Below are 18,440 nucleotides of genomic sequence, written 5' to 3'. Positions count from 1 at the left end.
TTTCTTTTGGCGAAGCAAAAGAAAGTAAGTCCGCCGCCGGGCGGAACTCCCGGCCTCGGAAAGCAAACCACCGCAAGGGCTCAACGCGCCAGCAGTGCAGGCACCGCCGATGCCAGCATCGCGATGCCCGACAAGGTCAGCAGGCTCAACACGATCTTGCGAAATGCGACTTCACTGATCCCGATGTACAGCCGTGCACCCAGCAACACCGGCACGGCAACAGCCGCAGCCACCAACACCAGCAACGGCACAACCGAACGCCCAATGCTCCCGCTGACCAAGTGCACAGCAAACGCCACACTCAACATCGACAAGTTGAAGTTCTGAATCACCGCCCGCTGCGTATCCCGCTGAAACCCCCGCAACGTGCACCAGAGCGTGGGAATGGTCCCCGAGAACCCCCCGATCCCAGCCATCGCCCCCCCAATCGCCCCCGCAACACCATCAGCAAAGCGACCGCCAAACGCGACCTTCGGCAGGTGCTGCGACATCAGCATCGCCGGACACCAAAGCACCAGCAACACCCCCAGGCACAACTTGAACAGAACAAGATCAAGGTGCGGCAGCAGCCACACGCCAAACGGCACGCCGACCAGCCCGCCAGCAACGAAAGGCCAGAGAATCCGCTTGTCGAAAGACCGCCGCACCGTGACCGCAGCAATCACTTGCCCCGTCAGCGCCCCGAACAACGCGAGCAGCGCCGCCAGCTGCGGCTCCAAAGTCCAGGCCCACACGGACATCGCGACCATGCCAAAGGCAAAGCCCGACAGGCCCTGCACGAACCCCGCCAGCACAGCGCCGACGATCACAGAGACATACAAGGCTTGCATGCGGCCGATGATAGGGGCCGCCGCTTCGCGCTCCGGTGGTTCAGGCTGATGCCGGCACCAGCGCCGTGCGACGCACGCGCCGCACGTTGAAGGCGCTGGCAATCAGCACACCCTGCACCAGCGCCAGCCCGACGATCACGCTCGTGTACTGGCCGGCGTCCATCAGGCGACCGAACACCAGCGGCGCCACGGCCTGGCCGATGTCCAGCCCCGCGTACACCACGCCGTAGACGCGCCCGGTGGCATTGGGCGGCGTCGATTTCTTCACCAGCAGGTCGCGCGACGGCCCGGCGATGCCCGAGACGAACCCCATCGCGCCGAACAGCACCGGCACCATCACGGGCGGAAATTGCGCGAAGGCCAGCACCAGCGCCAGCGCCGCCGCCACGCCGAAGCCTGCGCCCACGATGCGCTCGCAGCGCGAGGGGTCGGAGGCGAGGAAGCCGCCGACCACCATGCCGGCCGCGCTCGCGACCATGTAGACCGTGAGGCACACCGCCACCAGCGCCACCGGCACGGCATGGAGGTGGCCGGCGGCCACAGGCGCAAAGGTCTGCACCACGCTGATCACGGCGGCGTAGAAAAAGAAGAAGCCGAAGCACATCCACACGGCCGGGATGCGCAGGAAGTCGAACTCGCCGCCCACCGGTGCGGGCTCGCCCTGCCCCGTGGCCTTGTGCACGGCCGCCGCGTCGAGCGCCAGCGCGCCGCGGTAGATCCACAGGATCAGCAACACCACGATGGCCACCACGCCGGCCGAGGCCAGCGCCACGCGCCACGAGAACGCGATGGCAATCGGCACCACGAAGGCCGGCGCCAGCGCCCAGCCCAGGCTGCCGGTGATGCCGTGCACGCTGTAGGCATGGCCCAGCCGCGTGGGCGCGACCTTGCGGTTGAACAGCGTGTAGTCGACGGGGTGGAACACGCCGTTGCCGATGCCGCCGACCACCGCGCACGCCAGCAGCATCCAGTAGCTCTGCGCCATGGCGTAGCCAAAGGCCGCGAGCCCGAGCGCGCCCAGCCCGACGAACAGCACCGGACGCGGACCCAGCTTGTCGACGATGAAGCCCGAGGCCGCCTGCACGATGCACGAGACCACGAAGAACACCGTGAGCACGGCGCCGAGTTCGGTGTAGCTCACTTGGAACGCGTCCTTCAGCCACGGGAACAACGGCGCCAGGATCAGCTGGCTGAAATGGCTCACCGCATGCGCCAGGCCGACCAGCCCGATCAATTGGGCGTCGCTGCGCAAAGAGGGGGCCGAGGCTGCGGTCGGCGTGGAAGTGGGTGACATGGATTGCTACAAAAAACCAGGGGGAGCACCGATGCTATGCGGCGTCGACGCGGCAGAATGGCGATACAGCGACAACATTTGTCGAAACCATGCCAAGCGCCGCTCCTCCCACCGCCCCACCCGCTCCCGAGCCCGCCAAGGCACACAGAACATCCACCGCGCCGGCCAACAGCGTGGGCCCGCTCACGCCGCACCTGTACGCCCCCGACGCGGTGCGCCCGCTGCGCGCCAAGGAACACTTCCTGAGCGCCGACACGCTGGTCGAGCTGCACCAGCACCCCTGGCCGCAGCTCACGTTCTCCACGCGCGGCGTGATCCGCCTGAGCACGCAAGATGGCAGCTACATCGTGCCGCCCTCGCGCGCGCTGTGGGTGCCGGCCAACATGCCGCACAGCATCACGCTGATCGAAGACGCCGAGCTGCGCACCGTCTACCTGCACGCCTGGATCGCGCCCACCTGGGAGAAGTGCGAGGTGCTCGAGATCAGCCCGCTGCTGCGCGCCCTGATGCTCGCGCTCGACACCACGCCCGACGGCCTGCCCCCGGCCGACCCGCACGCACCGCAGCGCGAACGCATGATCGCGCCGTTGCTGGTCGACGAGGTCGAGCGCGCCACGCAGATCCGCATCGACGTGCCGCTGCCCTCCGACAAGCGCCTGCGCCAGCTGTGCGAGACGCTGCTGCGCAACCCGGCCGACCGCGCCACGCTGGCCGAGCGCGCCGCCGCCATCGGCGCCAGCGAGCGCACGGTGGCGCGGCTGTTTCGCGACCAGCTCGGCATGAGCTGGCAGCAATGGCGCCAGCAGGCCGTGATGGCGCATGCGCTGCCGCTGCTGGCGCGCGGCATGGCGGTGAGCCAGGTGGCGTCCGCCAGCGGCTACGCCACCGACAGCGCCTTCTGCGCCATGTTCAAGGCGGCCACCGGGCGCTCGCCCACCTCGTTCCAGCACCGCAAGCGACCCGCCACCCCTTGATGCCGCAGGGCATGGACGGGGCGCGTCATGGTGCTCTGGCAAGATCGGCGACCGACACCCACACCATGCACTCACCGATCCCCCTGCACATCGCCCCCACGGCCAGGCCTGCAACGTGGACCGCCGACATCTGGCTGCGCATCCGCCGCCATTTCCTGCTGAAGGCGGTCGGCACCACGGCCTTCACCTGGCTGTTCTTCATCGGCTACTTCCACTTGCTGCGCAACCCGGCCTTTCCGGTCACGGTGATGCCGCTGACGGCGCTGGACCACCTGATCCCGTTCCAGCCCTACACGCTTGGCGCCTACCTGTCGCTGTGGGTGTACGTGGGTTTTGCGCCGGGGCTGCAGCTCACGTTTCGCGAGCTGGTGGTGTACGGACTGTGGATCGGTGCGCTGTGCCTGAGCGGCCTGGGCCTTTTCTACTTCTGGCCGACGCAGATCCCGCCGCTGGACATCGACGTCTCGGGCTACCCCGGCTTCGCGATGCTGCAGGGCGTGGACGCCGCGGGCAACGCCTGCCCGTCGATGCACGTCGCCGTCGCCATCTTCACCGCCGTGCGGCTGGCCGACGTGCTGCGCGCGGCGCGCACGCCGTGGCTGTTGCAGGCGATCAACTGGGCCTGGTTTGCCGCCATTGCCTACTCCACGCTGGCGGTCAAGCAGCACGTGGTGCTCGACGCGGTGGCCGGCGCGCTGCTCGGGCTGGCCTTTGCGCTGCCTTCATTGCGCTGGCGGCCCGGAACGCGCTGATCAGAGGATTCCCCTAGGATCGAAGCGGATATCATCAATCACCATTGATCACATTCACCACTGGCCGAGCGAGGAAGGGATCGAACCTGTGGCCCGCCACCCGCAAGGGACAGGCAGCCCATCGATCAACGGCGGCACAAGACGACAGGCATCGCAGATGAGTTCGCTGAAGGAATTGCAGGACCTGATTCACGAGAAGTACGGCATCGAACCGTCCAAGCTCGACCCCCACGCCTCGATGCGTGAAACCGGCGGACTCGATTCGCTGGCACTGGCCGAATTCCTGTTCGCCATCGAAGACCATTTCGGCATCACCATGCCCGACGAAGACGCAAGCATCGACACCCTGGCCGAGCTCGCGCAGTTGGTCGACAAGGTCCGCGCCGCCAAGCCCGCGTGAGCACGCACGAAGTCGCCGTCACCGGATTGGGCGTCATGGCGCCGCATGGCGACGCGCCCGATGCGCTGTTCGATGCGCTGCTGCAGGGCCGCTCGGCCCTCGCGCCGGTTTTTCCCGAACTCCCCAAACCCGCCGCCGCCGCGACGGTCGCCTTCGACGAGACGCGCTGGTTCACCAAGCTGCAGCTCGCCGGGGTCGACCGCGTGAGCCAGCTCGCCGTGGCTGCCGCCGACCTCGCCCTGCGCGACGCCGGCCTGGCGATGTGCGATGCCGACGTCGATGCCGAGCGCGTGGGCGTCTACGCCGGGTGCGGCATGGGCGGCGCCGCCGCGCTCGAAGCCGCGTACCGCGGCAACGGGCGCGTCTCGCCGCTCACGATTCCCGCCTTCATGCCCAATGCGCCCGCCGCTCACGTGGCGATGCGCAACGGCGTGCTGGGCCCGGTGCTCACGTATTCGGTCGCCTGCGCCTCGTCGTCGGTGGCCATTGCCGAGGCCGCCAAGGCGGTGCAGCGCGGCGAGGTCGACATCGCCATCGCGGGCGGCAGCGAAGCGCTGATCGTCCCGGGCGTGGTGCTGGCCTGGCAGGCCATGCAGACGCTGGCCGGTTTCCAGCCCGACGAAGCGGCCGGCGCGGTGCGCCCCTTTGCCACCGACCGCAGCGGCTTCGCACTGGGCGAAGGCTCGGCCTTCCTCATCCTCGAATCGGCCGAGCGCGCACGCGCACGCGGCGCCCGCCGCTACGCCACGCTGGCCGGCTGGGGCCTGAGCAGCGACGCCACCCACCTCACCAAGCCCGACGCGCCCGGCCAGGCCCGCGCGCTGCGCTCGGCGCTGCGCCAGGCCGGCCTGCAACCGCGCGACGTGGGCTACTGCAACGCCCACGGCACGGCCACGCGCATCGGCGACGTGGTCGAGCGCAACGCGCTGGCCGAGGTCTGGGGCGCCGACTTCGACGCCCTGCGCGTCAGCTCGACCAAGGCGCTGCACGGCCACATGCTGGGCGCGGCCGGCGCCATCGAAGCGCTCATCACGGTGCTGGCGCTGCACCGGCGCGAGCTGCCACCCAACGCGCACTGCAGCGTCGTCGATCCCGACTGCCAGATGAACCTCGTCGCCCCCGGCGACAGCGCCGCGCCCACGCTCGATGCCGCCATCAGCAACTCCTTCGCCTTCGGCGGCACGAACTCGGTGCTGCTGTTCCGCCGAGGCTGAGCCGCGTGCTCTTGCGGGCCGTGCGCACCCCGTGCCGCTGTGCCCCGCGCGATAGAGACATTCCGGGCGCTCCGGTATGCTGGTGGGCGCTTCTCCCCCCATGTCCGTCCAAGGAGGCCACCATGCACGTTCGCTCCACATTCCTTGCCCTCGCCCTGCTCGCCGCAGGCGCCTCGGCGCAGGCCAACAATCTGCTCGACCAGCTGAAAGAACAGGCCGGCGCGGCGGTCAACTCGCAAGGCAACAGCAGCGGAGGCGGCTCGGCGCTCAGCGGCCTCAGCCTCGGCGGCTTCAAGATGCCCGCCATCGGCTCCAGCACCGTCGGCAGTGCGGCCGGCGTGCTCGAGTACTGCGTCAAGAACAACTACCTCGGCGGCGATGCAGCGTCCGTCAAGGACAAGCTGCTGGCCAAGATCACCGGCCAGAAGAAACAGGAAAACGACTTTGCGAGCGGTGCCAAGGGCCTGCTCAAGGGCGGTGACGGCAAGTCGCTCAACCTCAAGGGCCTGTCGTCGAAGGTCAAGGAAAAGGCCTGCGACTACGTCCTGAAAAACGCGACTTCGCTGATCTAGGCCCTTTCTTTCTCTCTCCCGCTCTCCGCGCACGGCGTGCCCGCCGTGCGCGCGCCCCGCTTCATGAATCCGGCTTCTCCCTCCTCCTCCCCCGCACCGTCCCTTCGCCAGCGCCTCGCACGCTGGGTTCCCTGCCTCGGCTGGCCCCGACCTTCCGCCGCGCTGCTGCGCAACGAGGCCATGGCCGGCATCACCGTCGCGCTGATGGTGTTGCCGCAGGGCGTGGCCTATGCGGCGCTGGCCGGCATGCCGCTGGTCACGGGCGTCTACGCGGCGCTGTTCCCGGCGCTCATCGCCGTGATGTTCAGCTCGTCGCAGCGGCTGTCGGTGGGACCCACGGCGCTCACCAGCCTGCTGGTCGGCGCGTCACTCGCGCCGCTGGCGGTGGCAGGCAGCGACGAGTGGGTGGCGATGGCGGTGTGGCTCACGCTGATGTCGGGCGCGATCCAGATCGTGCTCGGCGCGGGCCGCTTCGGCTGGCTGCTGCGGCTGGTCAATTCGCCAGTGCTGATCGGCTTCACGCAGGGCGCGGCGGTGCTGATCGCCATTTCGCAGCTGCCCGCGCTGCTCGGCTTCACGGGCCGCACCATTGCGCAGGTGCTGCAGGGCGGGCCGCTGCCCGACCTGACGGCCATCGCCTTCGGCCTGGGCAGCATCGCCGTGCTGTGGCTGGGCAAGCGCTGGGTGCCGCGCTTCCCGACCACGATGGCGCTGGTGGCCGGCGCCGCGGCCATCAGCTGGAGCATCAACTACGCACTGCGCGGCGGCGCCGTGGTGGGCGCCCTGCCCTCGGGCCTGCCTTCGTTCTACTGGCCCGGCCTGCTGCCGGCGCACACCTTCAGCGCGCTGGTGCTGCCCGCGCTGATGATCACGCTGGTGAGCTTTCTCGAGACCGCATCGAGCGCCAAGGTCGACAACGGCCGCGCCGGCACGCTGTGGAACGAAAACCAGGACCTCATCGGCCAGGGCCTGGCCAAGCTGGCCTCGGGCTTCACGGGGTCGTTCCCCACCAGCTCGTCCTTCTCGCGCTCGGCGATCACGCTCTACGCGGGCGCACAGACCGGCTGGGCCACGCTGTTCAGCGTGGCCGTGGTGGCTGGCGCGCTGCTGTGGCTCATGCCGCTGCTCTATCACGTGCCGCAGGCGGTGCTGGCGGCGGTGGTGGTCACGGCCATCCTCGGGCTGGTCAAGCCCGCGAGTTTCACCGCGCTGTGGCGCATCTCGAAGCTGGAGGCGGGCATCGCCTTCGGCACCTTCGTGCTCACCATCGCCACCGCGCCGAGCATCTACTGGGGCGTGCTGGGCGGCCTGCTCGCCAGCCTAGCGCACTACATGTACCGCCACCTGCACCCGCGCATCATCGAAGTGGGCCTGCACCCCGACGGCAGCCTGCGCGACCGCCACCTCTGGAAGCTGCCGCCGCTCGCGCCGCAGCTGTATGCGGTGCGCATGGACGCCGAACTCGACTTCGCCTCCGCCTCCACGCTGGAGCGCGCGCTCACGGTCGCACTGGCCGAGCGCCCCGACCTGACCGACGTGTGCCTGTTCGCGCAGCCGATCAACCGCATCGACATCACCGGCGCCGAGGTGTTCGGATCGATCCGCCGGATGATCGAATCCAAGGGCGTGCGCCTGCACCTGAGCGGCATGAAGCTGCCGGCCATGCAGGTGCTGGAACGCGCCGGCCTGCTCGCGCCGGGGCCGATGCTCTTCAGCTACCGCACCGACGCCGAGGCGCTGGCCGCGCTGATGCCGCGCATCGACGTGCCCGAAGCGGCGGCCTGACCGCATTCGCTGTTCGCTCTTCGCAGAAGCCGGCGCCATGAAAACCACCATCGAAGAACTGGTCGCCTTCCGCGCCGTGGTGGACACCGGCTCGATCACCGCCGCGGCCGACCAGCTCGGCCAGACCGTGTCGGGCATCAGCCGCGCGCTGAGCCGGCTCGAACAGAAGCTCGGCACCACGCTCATGCGCCGCACCACGCGCCGGCTCGAACTCACCGAGGAAGGCGCCGCCTTTTTGCAGCGCACGCGCGCCATCCTCGACGCGATCGACGACGCCGAAGAACACATGGCCGCACGCCGCCAGCAGCCGGCCGGCCGGCTGCGCGTGAACGCGGCCTCGCCCTTCATGCTGCACGCCATCGTGCCGCTGGTGCCGGAGTTCCGCCGGCTCTACCCGCAGATCAGCCTCGAACTCGACACCGACGACCTGCCCATCGACCTGCTGGAGCGGCGCACCGACGTGGCGATCCGCATCGGCCCGCTGCGCGATTCCACGCTGCATGCGCGCCCGCTCGGCACGCACCGGCTGCGCGTACTCGCGAGCCCCGCCTATCTGGAAGCCCGCGGCAAGCCGCGCAAGGTCGACGAGCTGGCCGGCCACGCACTGCTGGGCTTCACACAGCCGGAGTCGCTCAACCGCTGGCCGCTGCGCGGCGTGCACGGCGACGAATGGACCATCGCGCCCACCGTCGTCGCGTCGAGCGGCGAGACGCTGCGCCAGCTCGCACTGGCCGGCGTGGGGATCGTCTGCCTGTCGGACTTCATGACCGCCAACGACCGCGCCAGCGGTGCGCTGGTGCAGGTGCTGCCGAAAGACACGCTCGATGTGCGCCAGCCCGTCAACGCCGTGTACTACCGCAACACGCAGCTGTCGGCGCGGATCACCTCGTTCCTCGATTTCCTGTCGCAGCGCATGGCCTGACCGGCCGAATTCAGCCCGGCGGCATCCGCTCGAACTTCTGCAGTGCCGGATCGAGAAAGTCCCAGGCGTGCCCGCGCACCGCATACGTGACCGCCTGCGGGCGGTAGCGCCCCGGGTCGTCGAGGCTGCCGGCATGCACCGTGAAGACACCGGGCATCGCCGCGAAGGTCATGTACACGGGCGAGCCGCAGGTCGGGCAGAACGCGCGCGTCTTGACGTTGCCGCTGTCGCCCTTGAGGCGCCACAGCGTGGCCTCGCCCGTCTGCTTCACCTCGGCCCCCGCGAAGCTGAGGTACGAGCCGTGGCCCGTGCCGCTCTTGTGCTGGCAGTCCAGGCACTGACAGTCGTTCTGGAACACGGGTTCCCCTGAAATCTCGTAGCGAATGGCGCCGCACGCGCAACCGCCGGTGTAGGCCGGGTTCATGGTTCTTGCCCTTTCGAAGTGATGAGGGGCAATCTAGTCGAGCGGGGGCCTGAGGCGGGAGTAACAAGATCGTCGTGAAACGAATGCGCGCCGTGCCGCACGCCGACGGCACGTCGGCCGTCAAGGCCCCTGCGTGACCACCAGCCGTTCCACCGTCGCCGAGGCGATCTCGTAGCCGCTCACGCCCATGTCCGCCGAGGCGTAGCGCGCCGCTTTCAGCGTGCCGCTGACGCGCACCGTGTCCATCGCGTGCAGCCCCTTCACGGGCGCGGGCGCGATCACGTGGACGATCTGGTTGGCAGGAGGTGGCGGGGTGTGGATGCAGGCGCCGAAGTAAGGCACCAGCAGGAAATCTCGGATGCCACCCTCCGTGGCGTCGAGCGGCACGACGAAGCCCGACAGCCGGGCGGCAGTGCCGTCGAGCGCCACGTTGACGGGCGCGTTGTCCCAGACGGCACGCATCTCGTCGAGCATCTGGATCGCGCGCGGGTCGTTGTCGCGCAGCGCTTCGAGGCTGATGTTGCGGTAGCGCTGGGTCGGGTCCCAGTCCTTGGGCACCAGCGCGTCCCAGGCCAGCTCCTGGGCGGCGGGCGCGCTGGCGGTGCCCTGCCCCGGTGCGGCGTCGGGACTGCAGGCGGACAGCAGGCTGCCCGCGACAGCCATCAGCAGCACCATTCCGACACGTCCCACGCGGCAAACAAGAAGGCTCATGACCCCGATTGTGCGTGCCGGACGAACCCGGCGCTCGGAGCGTGCCGGAAGACCCGCACAGAATCCAATGGCACATTCCACATGGTCGCTGCGCCCACGCGCACGTGAGCGCCTAGCTTCCGGTGAAGCGCGGTGGCCGTTTCTCGGCCCACGCGCGCTGCCCTTCCTTCAGGTCGCCCGAGTCGGCGGCGCGCACCATGTCGCGCCGCAGGTCCTCGGCATCGAGCGTGCCGCGCGCGATGCGGTTGAGGTGCTTCTTCATGCCCACAAGCGGTATCGGCGCCATGCCCGACAGCGTGCCGATGAGGCGCTGTCCCGCCGCCGCGAGTTCGGCCGCGGGCACGAGTTGCGTGAGAAAGCCGATGGCTTTCATCTCGTCGGCATCGATGCGCTCGGCCGTGAGAAACAGCCGCTTCGCTGCGTCCAGTCCCAGCCGCGTGACGTAGCGCTCCAGCCCGCGCCGATAGAAGTGCAGGCCGAGCCGCGCAGCCGGCATGAACATGTCGATGCCCTGCGCGCCCAGGCGGAAATCGCAGGCCAGCGCGAAGTCGGTCGCGCCGCCGTAGACGCTGCCCTGCAGCAGGGCCAGGGTCACGGGGCGCGCGTCTTCGAGGGCGTTCACCACTTCGTCGAACGCCACGTCGCGCGACGCGCCGATGCGGCCGATGTCGTAGCCGCTGCAGAAGTACTTGCCCTCGGCCTGCAGCACAAGCACCAGCACCTCGGGTTTCGCGTTCACCGCGTCGATGTGTGCGGCAATGGCTGCGAGGTCGTCGGGCTCCAGCCGGTTGGCCTGTTCGGGCCGGCGCAGCGTGATGCGCGCCACGGCGCCGTCGATCGTCAGTTCGGGAATGCCCATGCTCAGCGTCCTTTGAATTGCGGTGTGCGCTTGTCCATGAAGGCGCGGCGGCCTTCGCGGTAGTCCTCGCTGTCGAAGCAGCGGTTGACCAGCACGTCGATGGCGTCGGCCTCGGGCGTGGCGGAGTAGTGCTCGAACGCGCGCACCGCCGCCTTCGCCGCGTGTACCGTGAGCGGTGCGTTGGCCGCAATGCCGAGCGCATACGCGCGCACCTGCGCCGCAAGCTGGCCGTCGTCGACGATCGTGTTCACGAGGCCGATGCGCAGTGCCTCGTCGGCGGCGAGAAAGCGCGCGCTGAAAAGAATGTCCTTCGCGGCCGACGGACCCACCAGCCGCGCCAGCGCCGCGATGCCGGCGTACTCATAGCCCAGCCCCAGCTTTGCCGCCGGAATGCCGAAGCGCGAGCCCGCCGTGGCAATGCGCACGTCTGCCGTGAGCGCCAGCGCCAGGCCGCCGCCGATGCAGAAGCCTTCGATCATCGCGACGAGCGGCTTGCTCAGCTGCGCAAGCCCCAGCTGGCCGCGTGCGGCGATCTGGCCGTAGGCTTCCTTCTGCTCGGCGTTGGCGCGGAACTGTTCGAACTCCGAGATGTCGGCGCCAGCCGCGAACGACTGGCCGCCGGCCCCGCGCATCACGACCACGCGCACCTCGGGGTCGGCTTCGAAGGCTTCGGCCGCGTCGCCCAGACCTCTCCACATTTCGAGCGACACGGCATTGCGGCGCTCGGGGTTGTTGAAGGTGAGCCAGCCGACGCCGTCTTCGACCTCGGCCACGATCTTCTGCGTGGCCAGCGCCAGGCGCCGTGCGGTGCGGGCGCTCATGCCACGGCTCCTTCGGCGCGCATCGCCTCGATGGCGCGCGCGTCGTAGCCCAGTTCCTGCAGCAGCGCCTCGCTGTGTTCACCGGGATCAGGGCCGGCCAGGTGAAAGCGCGGCGGATGCGCAAAGGCCGAGAGGTTGATCGGCGAACGCAGCAGTGCGATGTCGCCCAGCACCGGATGCGCGGCGGGCCGCGTCATCCCGAGGTGCCGCACCTGGGCGTCCTCGAAGGCCTGCCCGATGTCGTAGAGGGGCCCGCACGGCACGCCCGCGGGGTTCAGCCGCGCCACGAGGTCGGCGGTGTCGAAGCGCGAGGTGAGCCCGTTGATGTCGGCGTCGAGCTGCGCCCGGTGCGCGATCCGCGAGGCGGCCTCGCGGTAGTCCGGGTGCGCCAGCAGCGCGCGCGCGTCGAGCGCCTCGCACAGGCCGGCCCACATGCGATCGGTCGTGGCCGCGATGTTGACCAGGCCGTCGCGCGCGCGGTAGGTGCCCATGGGCGCCAGCGTCGGGTGTGCGTTGCCCTGCTGCCGCGCCACCTCGCCGTCGACGGTGTAGCGCGCGCCCTGGAAGTCGAGCTTGTTGAGCATGGCCTCGATCAGCGAGGTGTGCACCCATTGGCCTTCGCCGGTGTGCTCGCGGTGCAGCAGCGCCAGCAGGATGCCCTGCCCGAGGAACATGCCCGCCGTGGTGTCCGAGATGGCGATGCCCACGCGCATCGGGTCGGTGCCGGGCTCACCGGTGACCGAGCTCAGGCCGCACATCCCTTGCACGATCTGGTCGACGCCGGGACGGTCGCGGTACGGGCCGTCCTGCCCGAAGCCGGAGATGCTGGCCAGGATGATGCGCGGGTTCAGGCGCCGCAGCTGCTCGTAGCCCAGGCCCAGCCGCTCCTTCACGTCGGCACGGAAGTTCTCGACCACCACGTCGCTGCGCGCGATGAGCCGGCGAAGCACCTCGGCGCCGCGCGGCGTCTTGAGGTCCAGGCACACGCTGCGCTTGTTGCGGTGCAGGTTCTGCTCGTCGGAGCCGCGCCGGCGGCCGGTGACCGATTCGCGGCTCGACGGCGGATCGACGCGCGTCACGTCGGCGCCCCAGTCGGCCAGCAGGCGCACGGCGACGGGGCCTGCGCGCGCAATGCTGAGGTCGAGCACCTTGTAGCGGGAGAGCGGCAAGCCGGCGGCGGAAGAAGCATCGGTGTCGGGCATCGCGTGGGGTTTTCCTTGAGTGGTGGCGGCCGGCATCAGTGCGCCGCCCAGTAGCTGCGAAAGGCCTGGCGCGGATCGTCCTGCGCGCGCGTGCGGCTGCTGTCGCCCTCGAAAACGAGCGTGCTGCGGCGGGCGAGCGTGTAGGCGGGCCAGTTCGGCGTGCGGGCGTTGTCCGGGTCGCCGGTCGCGGCAAAGGCGACCCAGGCGCCGGCCAGCTGGCCGGCCAGCCGCACGCTCTCGGCGCTCGGGCCGTTCAGCCCGTGGCGGATGTCGTGCAGGCTCGGGCCGATGTCGGTGCCGTGCGGCGCGCCGTAGCGCCCGCCATAGGCCGGGCTCGGGATCTTCCAGAGGTAGGTGTGGACCGGCGCCGCACCCGCCACGGCCTTGCGCGCGGCCTGCAGGTTCGCGGCGCGGCGGAAGGTCATGTCGGTGTCGATGCGCGCCTGCAGGATGTAGGGCGAGGCAGACGGGTCTTCGTCGCGATACATCGCGACCAGCTTGCGGGCTTCGTCGCCGGCGCCCACGCGGGCTTCGGCGAACTTCAGCAGGCTCGCCTCGTCGGCGTTGAAGTCGACCCGGCGGTAGGCGCGTTCGTCGAGCGTGGTGCCCACGATCATTGGCACCTCGGCCGACACGGCGGGCGCGTCGGGATCGAAGGGATGGCGCGGAATGGCCGTGCCGTCCAGCACCGGCGAGAACGCACGCGGCGCCTCGCCCCTGGCGCGGTCGGCGTTCTCCATTGCAACCTGCGCGGCGAGCAGCGTGTGCATCGGCATCGCCTGCAATTGGCGCAGCGGGTCCTTGCCCAGGCCCAGTGAGGCGACGAATTCGGCGGCCGCCTTGCGTGCCGTGTCCGGCGTGGCGACGCGCAGCACCGATCCGCTCATCACGCCCGCGCGGTGGAACAGCCCGCGCGCCGACGGCATCGCCATCAGCACGCCGGTCTTCAGGCCGCCGCCCGATTGGCCGAACACCAGCACGCGCGATGGGTCGCCGCCGAAGGCCGCGATGTTCTCCTGGATCCAGCCGAGTGCGGCCACGATGTCGAGCATGCCCGCAGCGCCCGATTGCGCGTAGCGCGCGCCGCCCAGCTCCGACAGGTCGAGGAAGCCGAACGACCCCAGCCGGTGGTTGAGCGTGACGACCACCGCGTCGCCGAAGCGCGCGAGCATCTCGCCATCGAACTGCGGCGAATTGCCCGAGCCCGCATAGAAGCCGCCGCCGTGCAGGTGCACCATCACCGGCCGCCTGCCGGCGCCGGAGGGCGACCCCGACGGCGTCCAGATGTTCATCACCAGGCAGTCCTCGCCCATGGCGCCGGGCTGCAGGTCGTACATGATCAGGTCGGCATAGGCGCGCCGGCGATCGGCCGGCATCTGCGGCGCGTGGTTGCCGTAGCCGGTGGCGTCGCGCACGCCGGCCCAGCGCGCCACCGGCTGCGGGGGCAGGAAGCGGTTCGCGCCCGTGGTGTCGGCGCCGTAGCGCACGCCCTTGAACACGGCGATGCCACCGGACATGAGGCCGCGCAGGCGGCCATGCGCGGTTTCGACGACGGGAAAGATCTCGGTGTCGGTCATGGCGTTCGCGCGAGACGCACAGGCGCACCAGAGCGCGCCGGTGGCGGCCGCCGCGCCGAGCAGGCTGCGTCGGCGAAGAAGAAGCGGGTCGCCGGGAGGGGATTGCATCGTTGCCGTCTCCAGTTTTTTCGTTGTGGGGGTTCGGTGCCGGTCAGCTCACGACGGCCACGCCGCGCGGGTCCACCGAGAGCTGCGACTGGTGGCCGATCTCGAGCACGCTCGACGGCGGCGCATGCACCTTGAGCGTCTCGCCGCCGCCCACGGGCTGCACGACGTAGTCCCAGTACTCGCCCAGGTAGGTGCGCGACACCACCGACACGGGCCCCATCGGCAGCGTGCCCGCGCCCGCCGGCGCGCCGTCGTTCAGGTACAGCGATTGCGGGCGGATCGACACGCGCGCGCCGGTGCGGTCGCCCACGGCATCGTCCTGCTGCAGCGGCACGGTGCCCTGCCACCCGTCGAGCACGACCTGGCCCGCGTGCAGGCGCGCGCCGACGAGGTTGGTGCGGCCGATGAAGCCCGCGACGAACGGCGTGAGCGGCCGGTTGTAGAGGTTCCACGGCGTGTCGATCTGCTCGAGCCGGCCGAGGTTGAGCACGGCGATGCGGTCCGAGATGGTCATCGCCTCCGACTGGTCGTGCGTGACGTACACGGTGGTGAAGCGGAACTCGTCGTTCAGGCGGCGGATCTCGTTGGCCATTTCCTCGCGCAGGTTGGCGTCCAGGTTGGACAGCGGCTCGTCGAGCAGCAGCACCTCGGGCCGCACCACCATCGCACGCGCGAGCGCCACGCGCTGCTGCTGGCCGCCCGAGAGCTCGGCCGGATAGCGGTGCGCCAGGTGCGACAGGTGCACCACCTCCAGCATCTCGCCGACGCGCCGCTTCGTCTCGTCGGCCGGCGTGCGCCGCACGTTCAGCCCGAAGCCGACGTTCTCGGCCACGGTCATGTTCGGCCAGATCGCGTAGCTCTGGAAAATCATCGACATGCCGCGGTGCTCGGGCGGCACCGTGCGGCCCGCGCCCGAGATCGCCTGGCCGTTCATTTCGATCGAGCCCGCCGTGAGTTCGATGAAGCCCGCGATCATGCGCAGCGTGGTCGTCTTGCCGCAGCCCGAGGGGCCGAGCAGCGTGACCAGCTCGCCCTGGCGCAGTTCGAGACTCAGGTCGTTCACCACCGCGGTGGCGCCGTAGTTCTTCTGGATGTTCTTGAGATGAAGCTTGGACATGGTTCGGTTCGCCTTATTCCGTCAGGGCCTGCGCAGCATGAAGTCGCGGCCGGCGATGCGCATGCCGGCCGCCACCACCAGCGTGGTGATCACCACCAGCACCACGCCCATCGCGGCCAGGGTTTCGTAGTTGCCCTGCTCGCTGAGGTCGAGCGTGAGCACCGACACCACACGCGAGGCCGGGCCGGTGAGGAACACCGCCGTCGAGAGTTCCTTGGTGCAGATCACGAACACCAGGATGAAGACGCCCACCAGCGTGGTCTTCAGCAGCGGAAACACCACGCGCGCCAGCACCGTGATGCGCCCGCCGCCGAGCACGCGCACCGCCTCTTCCAGCTCGGGGTTGAGCGAGCGCACGGCCGCCGCGCAGGCAGTGACCGCAATCGGCAGGAAACGCGTGGTGAAGGCCACGACGATCAGCGCGCCCGTGCCGTACAGCGAGAACGGCGGCCCGGCGTAGGCGGCATACAGGCCGATGGCCAGGATCAGCCCCGGCACCGCCACCGGCGCAAGCGCCAGGAACTGCACCACGCCGGGCCACGGCGTGATGCGCCGTTGCACCGCGTAGGCCACGCACAAGCCCATGAGCACGCACACCAGCGCCGTGGCGCCCGAATAGATCACCGTGTTGGCGATGGCGTCGCGCACCGTCACCTGCTGGAAGAAGATGTCGTGGTAGTTCGCCAGCGTGAGGTTGCCGCTGGCCACGCCGCGGCCCCAGGCCTTCGACAGCGACGCCAGCACCAGGATGGCCAGCGGCATCACCACCGTGAGCAGCGACACGAAGGCCGCGTAGGCCAGCAGCGGCCACTTCCAGAAGCCGATGTCGAACGGCCGGCGCTCGCCGCCCTTGCCCGACACCGACACGAAGCCCTTGCGCGAGAGCAGCTTGCGCTGCACCCACAGCATGACCACGGTGAGCACCAGGATCGGCATCGAGAACGCCGCCGCCTGCTCCACGCGCAGCGGGTACTCGAAGAACGACACGATCTGCGTCGTCGCGAGGTTGATGCCCGCCGGAATGGCGATGAGCGCGGGCGTGCCGTACAGCGCCACCGACTCCAGGAAGATCAGGATGGCCGCGCCCACGATGGACGGCATCACCAGCGGCAGCGTGACGCGCGTGAGCGTGCGGAACTTGCCCGCGCCGTGGATCGAGGCGGCGTCTTCCAGCTCGGTCGAGATGAGGTCGAGCGCCGACTTGGTGAACACGTAGATCAGCGGAAACGTGTACAGCGCAATGACGAACGCCAGCCCCCAGAAGCTGAAGATGTTGAGCGGCCCGGCCTCGCCGCCGAAGACCGCCAGCCACAGCCGGTTGAGCCAGCCCGCGTTGGGCCCCGCCAGCAGGATCCACGCGATGGCGCCGAGGAAGTTGGGCATGACGAACGCCGCCAGCACGCCCATGTGCGTGAGGTTGCGGCACGGCATGTTGGTGCGCGACACCGCCAGCGCCAGCGGCACGCCCAGCGCCAGCGCCAGCACCGTGACCGCCCCGCCCAGGTAGAGCGAGTTGAGCAGCGCCTGCAGGTGGCGTGTGCGCCCCAGCGCGCTCGTGTAGTTGCGCAGCGTGGCGCCGCCGTCCGCGCTGCTGAAGCTGTCCCACACCAGCCGCAGGATCGGATTGGCGACCAGCAGCACCAGCGCCACGACGAGCACGCCGAAGAGCCACAGCGCCGGGTCGGCCAGGCGCGACGGCACGGTCAGCGGCGCCGGCCGTGCGGGTTGCGGTGCGGCCGCCTCAGACACCGAAAGCATCGCGCCACAGGTCGATCACTTCGGGCACGCCGTCCACCGACTCCTGCGGGTCGGGGCGCAACGCGGTCTTGCTGTCGTCCAGGCCCAGCACGCCGGGGCGCGGCTTGGCGCCCGCACGCTTGGGCACGCCGAATCGGTCGACCGAGAGCTTGTCGACGTCCTCGCTGCCGAGCAGCCATTCCATGAAGAGCTTCGAGGCGTTCGGGTGCGGCGCGTTGGCCATGATGGCCGAGGGCGACAGCATGAGCACCGGCCCTTCCTTGGGCGCGACGATGGCGATCGGGTTGCCCTTGTCGGCCACCATGGCCGCCAGGTTGATCGGCCCCGCGCCGATGGAGCGCTCGCCCGAGGTGACGGTGGTCACGGTGTCGATGATCGAGCGGCCCACCTGCGGCTTGTTGGCCGCCAGCTTCTTGAACCAGCCGTCGCCGTAGAGCTTGCGCATCTCGATGGCCCACACGCCCACGAAGCCGCTGAAGCCCGGGTGGCCCACCGAGGCCAGGCCGCGCCACTTCGGATCGGTGAGGTCGTTCCAGCTTTTCGGTGCATCCGCGGCCTTGACCTTGGCCGTGTTGTAGACCAGCCCGACCATCGCGACGCTGGCCACGTGGTAGTAGCCCTCGGGGTCGAGGTTCTGCAGCCGCTTGTCCATGCCGGCAGAGGCCGCGGGCACGTACTTCATGAGCAGCTTGCGTTTCTTCAGGTCGAGGTAGTGCGCGATGTCGGTCGAGGAGAAGACGTCGCAGTTGGCGGTCTTGGCCTTCAGGTCCTGGTTCAGCCGCTGGAACGCCACCTGCGCCGTGGTGCGCACCACGTTCACCTTCACGCCGGGGTAGCGCGCGGTGAAGGTGCGCGACATCAGCTCGGCGTCTTCGGAGGGCAGGTACACGATGTACCAGGTGAGTTCGCCCTCTTTCTTCGCGGCTTCGTGCAGCGCGTCGAGCGAGGTCTGGGCGCTCGCGCTGTGCCACGGCGCAAGTGCGGCCGCCGAGGCGGCGGCGCCGGCCAGGGCATGGAAATGGCGTCGGTTCAGTTGCATGAATGTCTCCATGGCCGGATCTGTGGATGAATGCGCCGGCTCCTTTTCAGTGTACGAATGAAGCCTATAAAAATATATATC

Annotated in this window: 18 protein-coding genes; 7 read left to right on the top strand and 11 right to left on the bottom strand. The window is 69.6% G+C overall.

What is annotated here, in order from left to right; translation table 11 throughout:
* Nucleotides 1-80 precede the first annotated feature (80 nt).
* Entirely contained in the window at nucleotides 81-830 is a 750-nt protein-coding gene (locus tag ASD34_RS24190) for a sulfite exporter TauE/SafE family protein (RefSeq protein WP_056583211.1), read from the bottom strand.
* Nucleotides 831-870: 40 nt separating this feature from the next.
* Nucleotides 871-2,124, bottom strand: a complete 1,254-nt coding sequence (locus tag ASD34_RS24185) for an MFS transporter (RefSeq protein ID WP_056583210.1) — start codon at nucleotides 2,122-2,124, stop codon at nucleotides 871-873.
* An 89-nt stretch (nucleotides 2,125-2,213) separates the two neighbouring features.
* Between ASD34_RS24185 and ASD34_RS24180 the strand changes: the two genes are divergently transcribed.
* The 7 genes from ASD34_RS24180 (at nucleotide 2,214) to ASD34_RS24150 (ending at nucleotide 8,743) form a co-directional block, all read left to right on the top strand.
* Nucleotides 2,214-3,098: an AraC family transcriptional regulator gene (locus ASD34_RS24180; protein WP_235510231.1), complete on the top strand. Its 885-nt coding sequence runs from the start codon at nucleotides 2,214-2,216 to the stop codon at nucleotides 3,096-3,098.
* A gap of 65 nt (nucleotides 3,099-3,163) precedes the next feature.
* A complete protein-coding gene (locus ASD34_RS24175) occupies nucleotides 3,164-3,850 on the top strand; it encodes a phosphatase PAP2 family protein (protein WP_157609756.1) in 687 nt (228 codons plus the stop codon).
* Nucleotides 3,851-4,007: 157 nt separating this feature from the next.
* Nucleotides 4,008-4,250: an acyl carrier protein gene (locus tag ASD34_RS24170; RefSeq protein WP_056583207.1), complete on the top strand. Its 243-nt coding sequence runs from the start codon at nucleotides 4,008-4,010 to the stop codon at nucleotides 4,248-4,250.
* A complete protein-coding gene (locus tag ASD34_RS24165; RefSeq protein ID WP_082549054.1) occupies nucleotides 4,247-5,464 on the top strand; it encodes a beta-ketoacyl-[acyl-carrier-protein] synthase family protein in 1,218 nt (405 codons plus the stop codon). Before ASD34_RS24170 ends, ASD34_RS24165 begins: the two co-directional genes overlap by 4 nt.
* Before the next feature lie 122 nt (nucleotides 5,465-5,586).
* A complete protein-coding gene (locus tag ASD34_RS24160) occupies nucleotides 5,587-6,036 on the top strand; it encodes a DUF2501 domain-containing protein (protein ID WP_056583203.1) in 450 nt (149 codons plus the stop codon).
* Nucleotides 6,037-6,099: 63 nt separating this feature from the next.
* A complete protein-coding gene (locus ASD34_RS24155; RefSeq protein WP_056583483.1) occupies nucleotides 6,100-7,821 on the top strand; it encodes a SulP family inorganic anion transporter in 1,722 nt (573 codons plus the stop codon).
* Nucleotides 7,822-7,858: 37 nt separating this feature from the next.
* On the top strand, nucleotides 7,859-8,743 hold the full coding sequence (locus tag ASD34_RS24150) for a LysR family transcriptional regulator (RefSeq protein WP_056583201.1): 885 nt from the start codon (nucleotides 7,859-7,861) through the stop codon (nucleotides 8,741-8,743).
* 10 nt (nucleotides 8,744-8,753) lie between these two features.
* Here the strand turns inward: ASD34_RS24150 and ASD34_RS24145 are convergent, their stop codons facing one another.
* From ASD34_RS24145 to ASD34_RS24105, 9 genes are all read right to left on the bottom strand, one after another.
* Complete coding sequence (locus ASD34_RS24145) at nucleotides 8,754-9,167, bottom strand: GFA family protein (RefSeq protein ID WP_056583199.1); 414 nt, start codon at nucleotides 9,165-9,167, stop codon at nucleotides 8,754-8,756.
* Between the two features lie 120 nt (nucleotides 9,168-9,287).
* The gene (locus tag ASD34_RS24140) at nucleotides 9,288-9,878 is read right to left on the bottom strand and encodes a DUF3299 domain-containing protein (protein ID WP_056583197.1); all 591 of its coding nucleotides are present in this window, start codon (nucleotides 9,876-9,878) and stop codon (nucleotides 9,288-9,290) included.
* Nucleotides 9,879-9,990: 112 nt separating this feature from the next.
* Entirely contained in the window at nucleotides 9,991-10,737 is a 747-nt protein-coding gene (locus ASD34_RS24135; protein WP_056583194.1) for an enoyl-CoA hydratase/isomerase family protein, read from the bottom strand.
* A gap of 2 nt (nucleotides 10,738-10,739) precedes the next feature.
* A complete protein-coding gene (locus ASD34_RS24130) occupies nucleotides 10,740-11,558 on the bottom strand; it encodes an enoyl-CoA hydratase (protein WP_056583192.1) in 819 nt (272 codons plus the stop codon).
* The gene (locus tag ASD34_RS24125) at nucleotides 11,555-12,760 is read right to left on the bottom strand and encodes a CaiB/BaiF CoA transferase family protein (RefSeq protein ID WP_056583190.1); all 1,206 of its coding nucleotides are present in this window, start codon (nucleotides 12,758-12,760) and stop codon (nucleotides 11,555-11,557) included. Before ASD34_RS24125 ends, ASD34_RS24130 begins: the two co-directional genes overlap by 4 nt.
* 35 nt (nucleotides 12,761-12,795) lie before the next feature.
* Nucleotides 12,796-14,445 carry a carboxylesterase/lipase family protein gene (locus ASD34_RS24120; protein WP_056583188.1) on the bottom strand — a complete coding sequence of 550 codons (1,650 nt, stop codon included), beginning with the start codon at nucleotides 14,443-14,445 and terminating at the stop codon, nucleotides 12,796-12,798.
* Between the two features lie 43 nt (nucleotides 14,446-14,488).
* The gene (locus tag ASD34_RS24115) at nucleotides 14,489-15,562 is read right to left on the bottom strand and encodes an ABC transporter ATP-binding protein (RefSeq protein WP_056583186.1); all 1,074 of its coding nucleotides are present in this window, start codon (nucleotides 15,560-15,562) and stop codon (nucleotides 14,489-14,491) included.
* A 21-nt stretch (nucleotides 15,563-15,583) separates the two neighbouring features.
* Nucleotides 15,584-17,320 carry an ABC transporter permease gene (locus tag ASD34_RS24110; RefSeq protein WP_056583183.1) on the bottom strand — a complete coding sequence of 579 codons (1,737 nt, stop codon included), beginning with the start codon at nucleotides 17,318-17,320 and terminating at the stop codon, nucleotides 15,584-15,586.
* Nucleotides 17,304-18,359, bottom strand: a complete 1,056-nt coding sequence (locus tag ASD34_RS24105; RefSeq protein ID WP_056583480.1) for an ABC transporter substrate-binding protein — start codon at nucleotides 18,357-18,359, stop codon at nucleotides 17,304-17,306. Before ASD34_RS24105 ends, ASD34_RS24110 begins: the two co-directional genes overlap by 17 nt.
* Between the last annotated feature and the right edge of the window lie 81 nt (nucleotides 18,360-18,440).

Origin of the sequence: Variovorax sp. Root473, assembly GCF_001426505.1 — a bacterium.
Classification (GTDB): domain Bacteria; phylum Pseudomonadota; class Gammaproteobacteria; order Burkholderiales; family Burkholderiaceae_C; genus Variovorax.
Note: the sequence above shows the minus strand (reverse complement) of the source record. Positions and strands in the feature narration are given on the sequence as shown.

Excerpts from the sequence above, each read along its gene's own strand:
- ASD34_RS24135 (WP_056583194.1), bottom strand. The coding sequence starts at position 10,737 with ATGGGCATTCCCGAACTGACGATCGACGGCGCCGTGGCGCGCATCACG.
- ASD34_RS24105 (WP_056583480.1), bottom strand. The coding sequence starts at position 18,359 with ATGCAACTGAACCGACGCCATTTCCATGCCCTGGCCGGCGCCGCCGCC.
- ASD34_RS24175 (WP_157609756.1), top strand. The coding sequence starts at position 3,164 with ATGCACTCACCGATCCCCCTGCACATCGCCCCCACGGCCAGGCCTGCA.
- ASD34_RS24130 (WP_056583192.1), bottom strand. The coding sequence starts at position 11,558 with ATGAGCGCCCGCACCGCACGGCGCCTGGCGCTGGCCACGCAGAAGATC.
- ASD34_RS24160 (WP_056583203.1), top strand. The coding sequence starts at position 5,587 with ATGCACGTTCGCTCCACATTCCTTGCCCTCGCCCTGCTCGCCGCAGGC.
- ASD34_RS24115 (WP_056583186.1), bottom strand. The coding sequence starts at position 15,562 with ATGTCCAAGCTTCATCTCAAGAACATCCAGAAGAACTACGGCGCCACC.
- ASD34_RS24145 (WP_056583199.1), bottom strand. The coding sequence starts at position 9,167 with ATGAACCCGGCCTACACCGGCGGTTGCGCGTGCGGCGCCATTCGCTAC.
- ASD34_RS24190 (WP_056583211.1), bottom strand. The coding sequence starts at position 830 with ATGCAAGCCTTGTATGTCTCTGTGATCGTCGGCGCTGTGCTGGCGGGG.
- ASD34_RS24140 (WP_056583197.1), bottom strand. The coding sequence starts at position 9,878 with ATGAGCCTTCTTGTTTGCCGCGTGGGACGTGTCGGAATGGTGCTGCTG.
- ASD34_RS24185 (WP_056583210.1), bottom strand. The coding sequence starts at position 2,124 with ATGTCACCCACTTCCACGCCGACCGCAGCCTCGGCCCCCTCTTTGCGC.
- ASD34_RS24170 (WP_056583207.1), top strand. The coding sequence starts at position 4,008 with ATGAGTTCGCTGAAGGAATTGCAGGACCTGATTCACGAGAAGTACGGC.
- ASD34_RS24125 (WP_056583190.1), bottom strand. The coding sequence starts at position 12,760 with ATGCCCGACACCGATGCTTCTTCCGCCGCCGGCTTGCCGCTCTCCCGC.
- ASD34_RS24155 (WP_056583483.1), top strand. The coding sequence starts at position 6,100 with ATGAATCCGGCTTCTCCCTCCTCCTCCCCCGCACCGTCCCTTCGCCAG.
- ASD34_RS24180 (WP_235510231.1), top strand. The coding sequence starts at position 2,214 with ATGCCAAGCGCCGCTCCTCCCACCGCCCCACCCGCTCCCGAGCCCGCC.
- ASD34_RS24120 (WP_056583188.1), bottom strand. The coding sequence starts at position 14,445 with ATGCAATCCCCTCCCGGCGACCCGCTTCTTCTTCGCCGACGCAGCCTG.
- ASD34_RS24150 (WP_056583201.1), top strand. The coding sequence starts at position 7,859 with ATGAAAACCACCATCGAAGAACTGGTCGCCTTCCGCGCCGTGGTGGAC.
- ASD34_RS24110 (WP_056583183.1), bottom strand. The coding sequence starts at position 17,320 with ATGCTTTCGGTGTCTGAGGCGGCCGCACCGCAACCCGCACGGCCGGCG.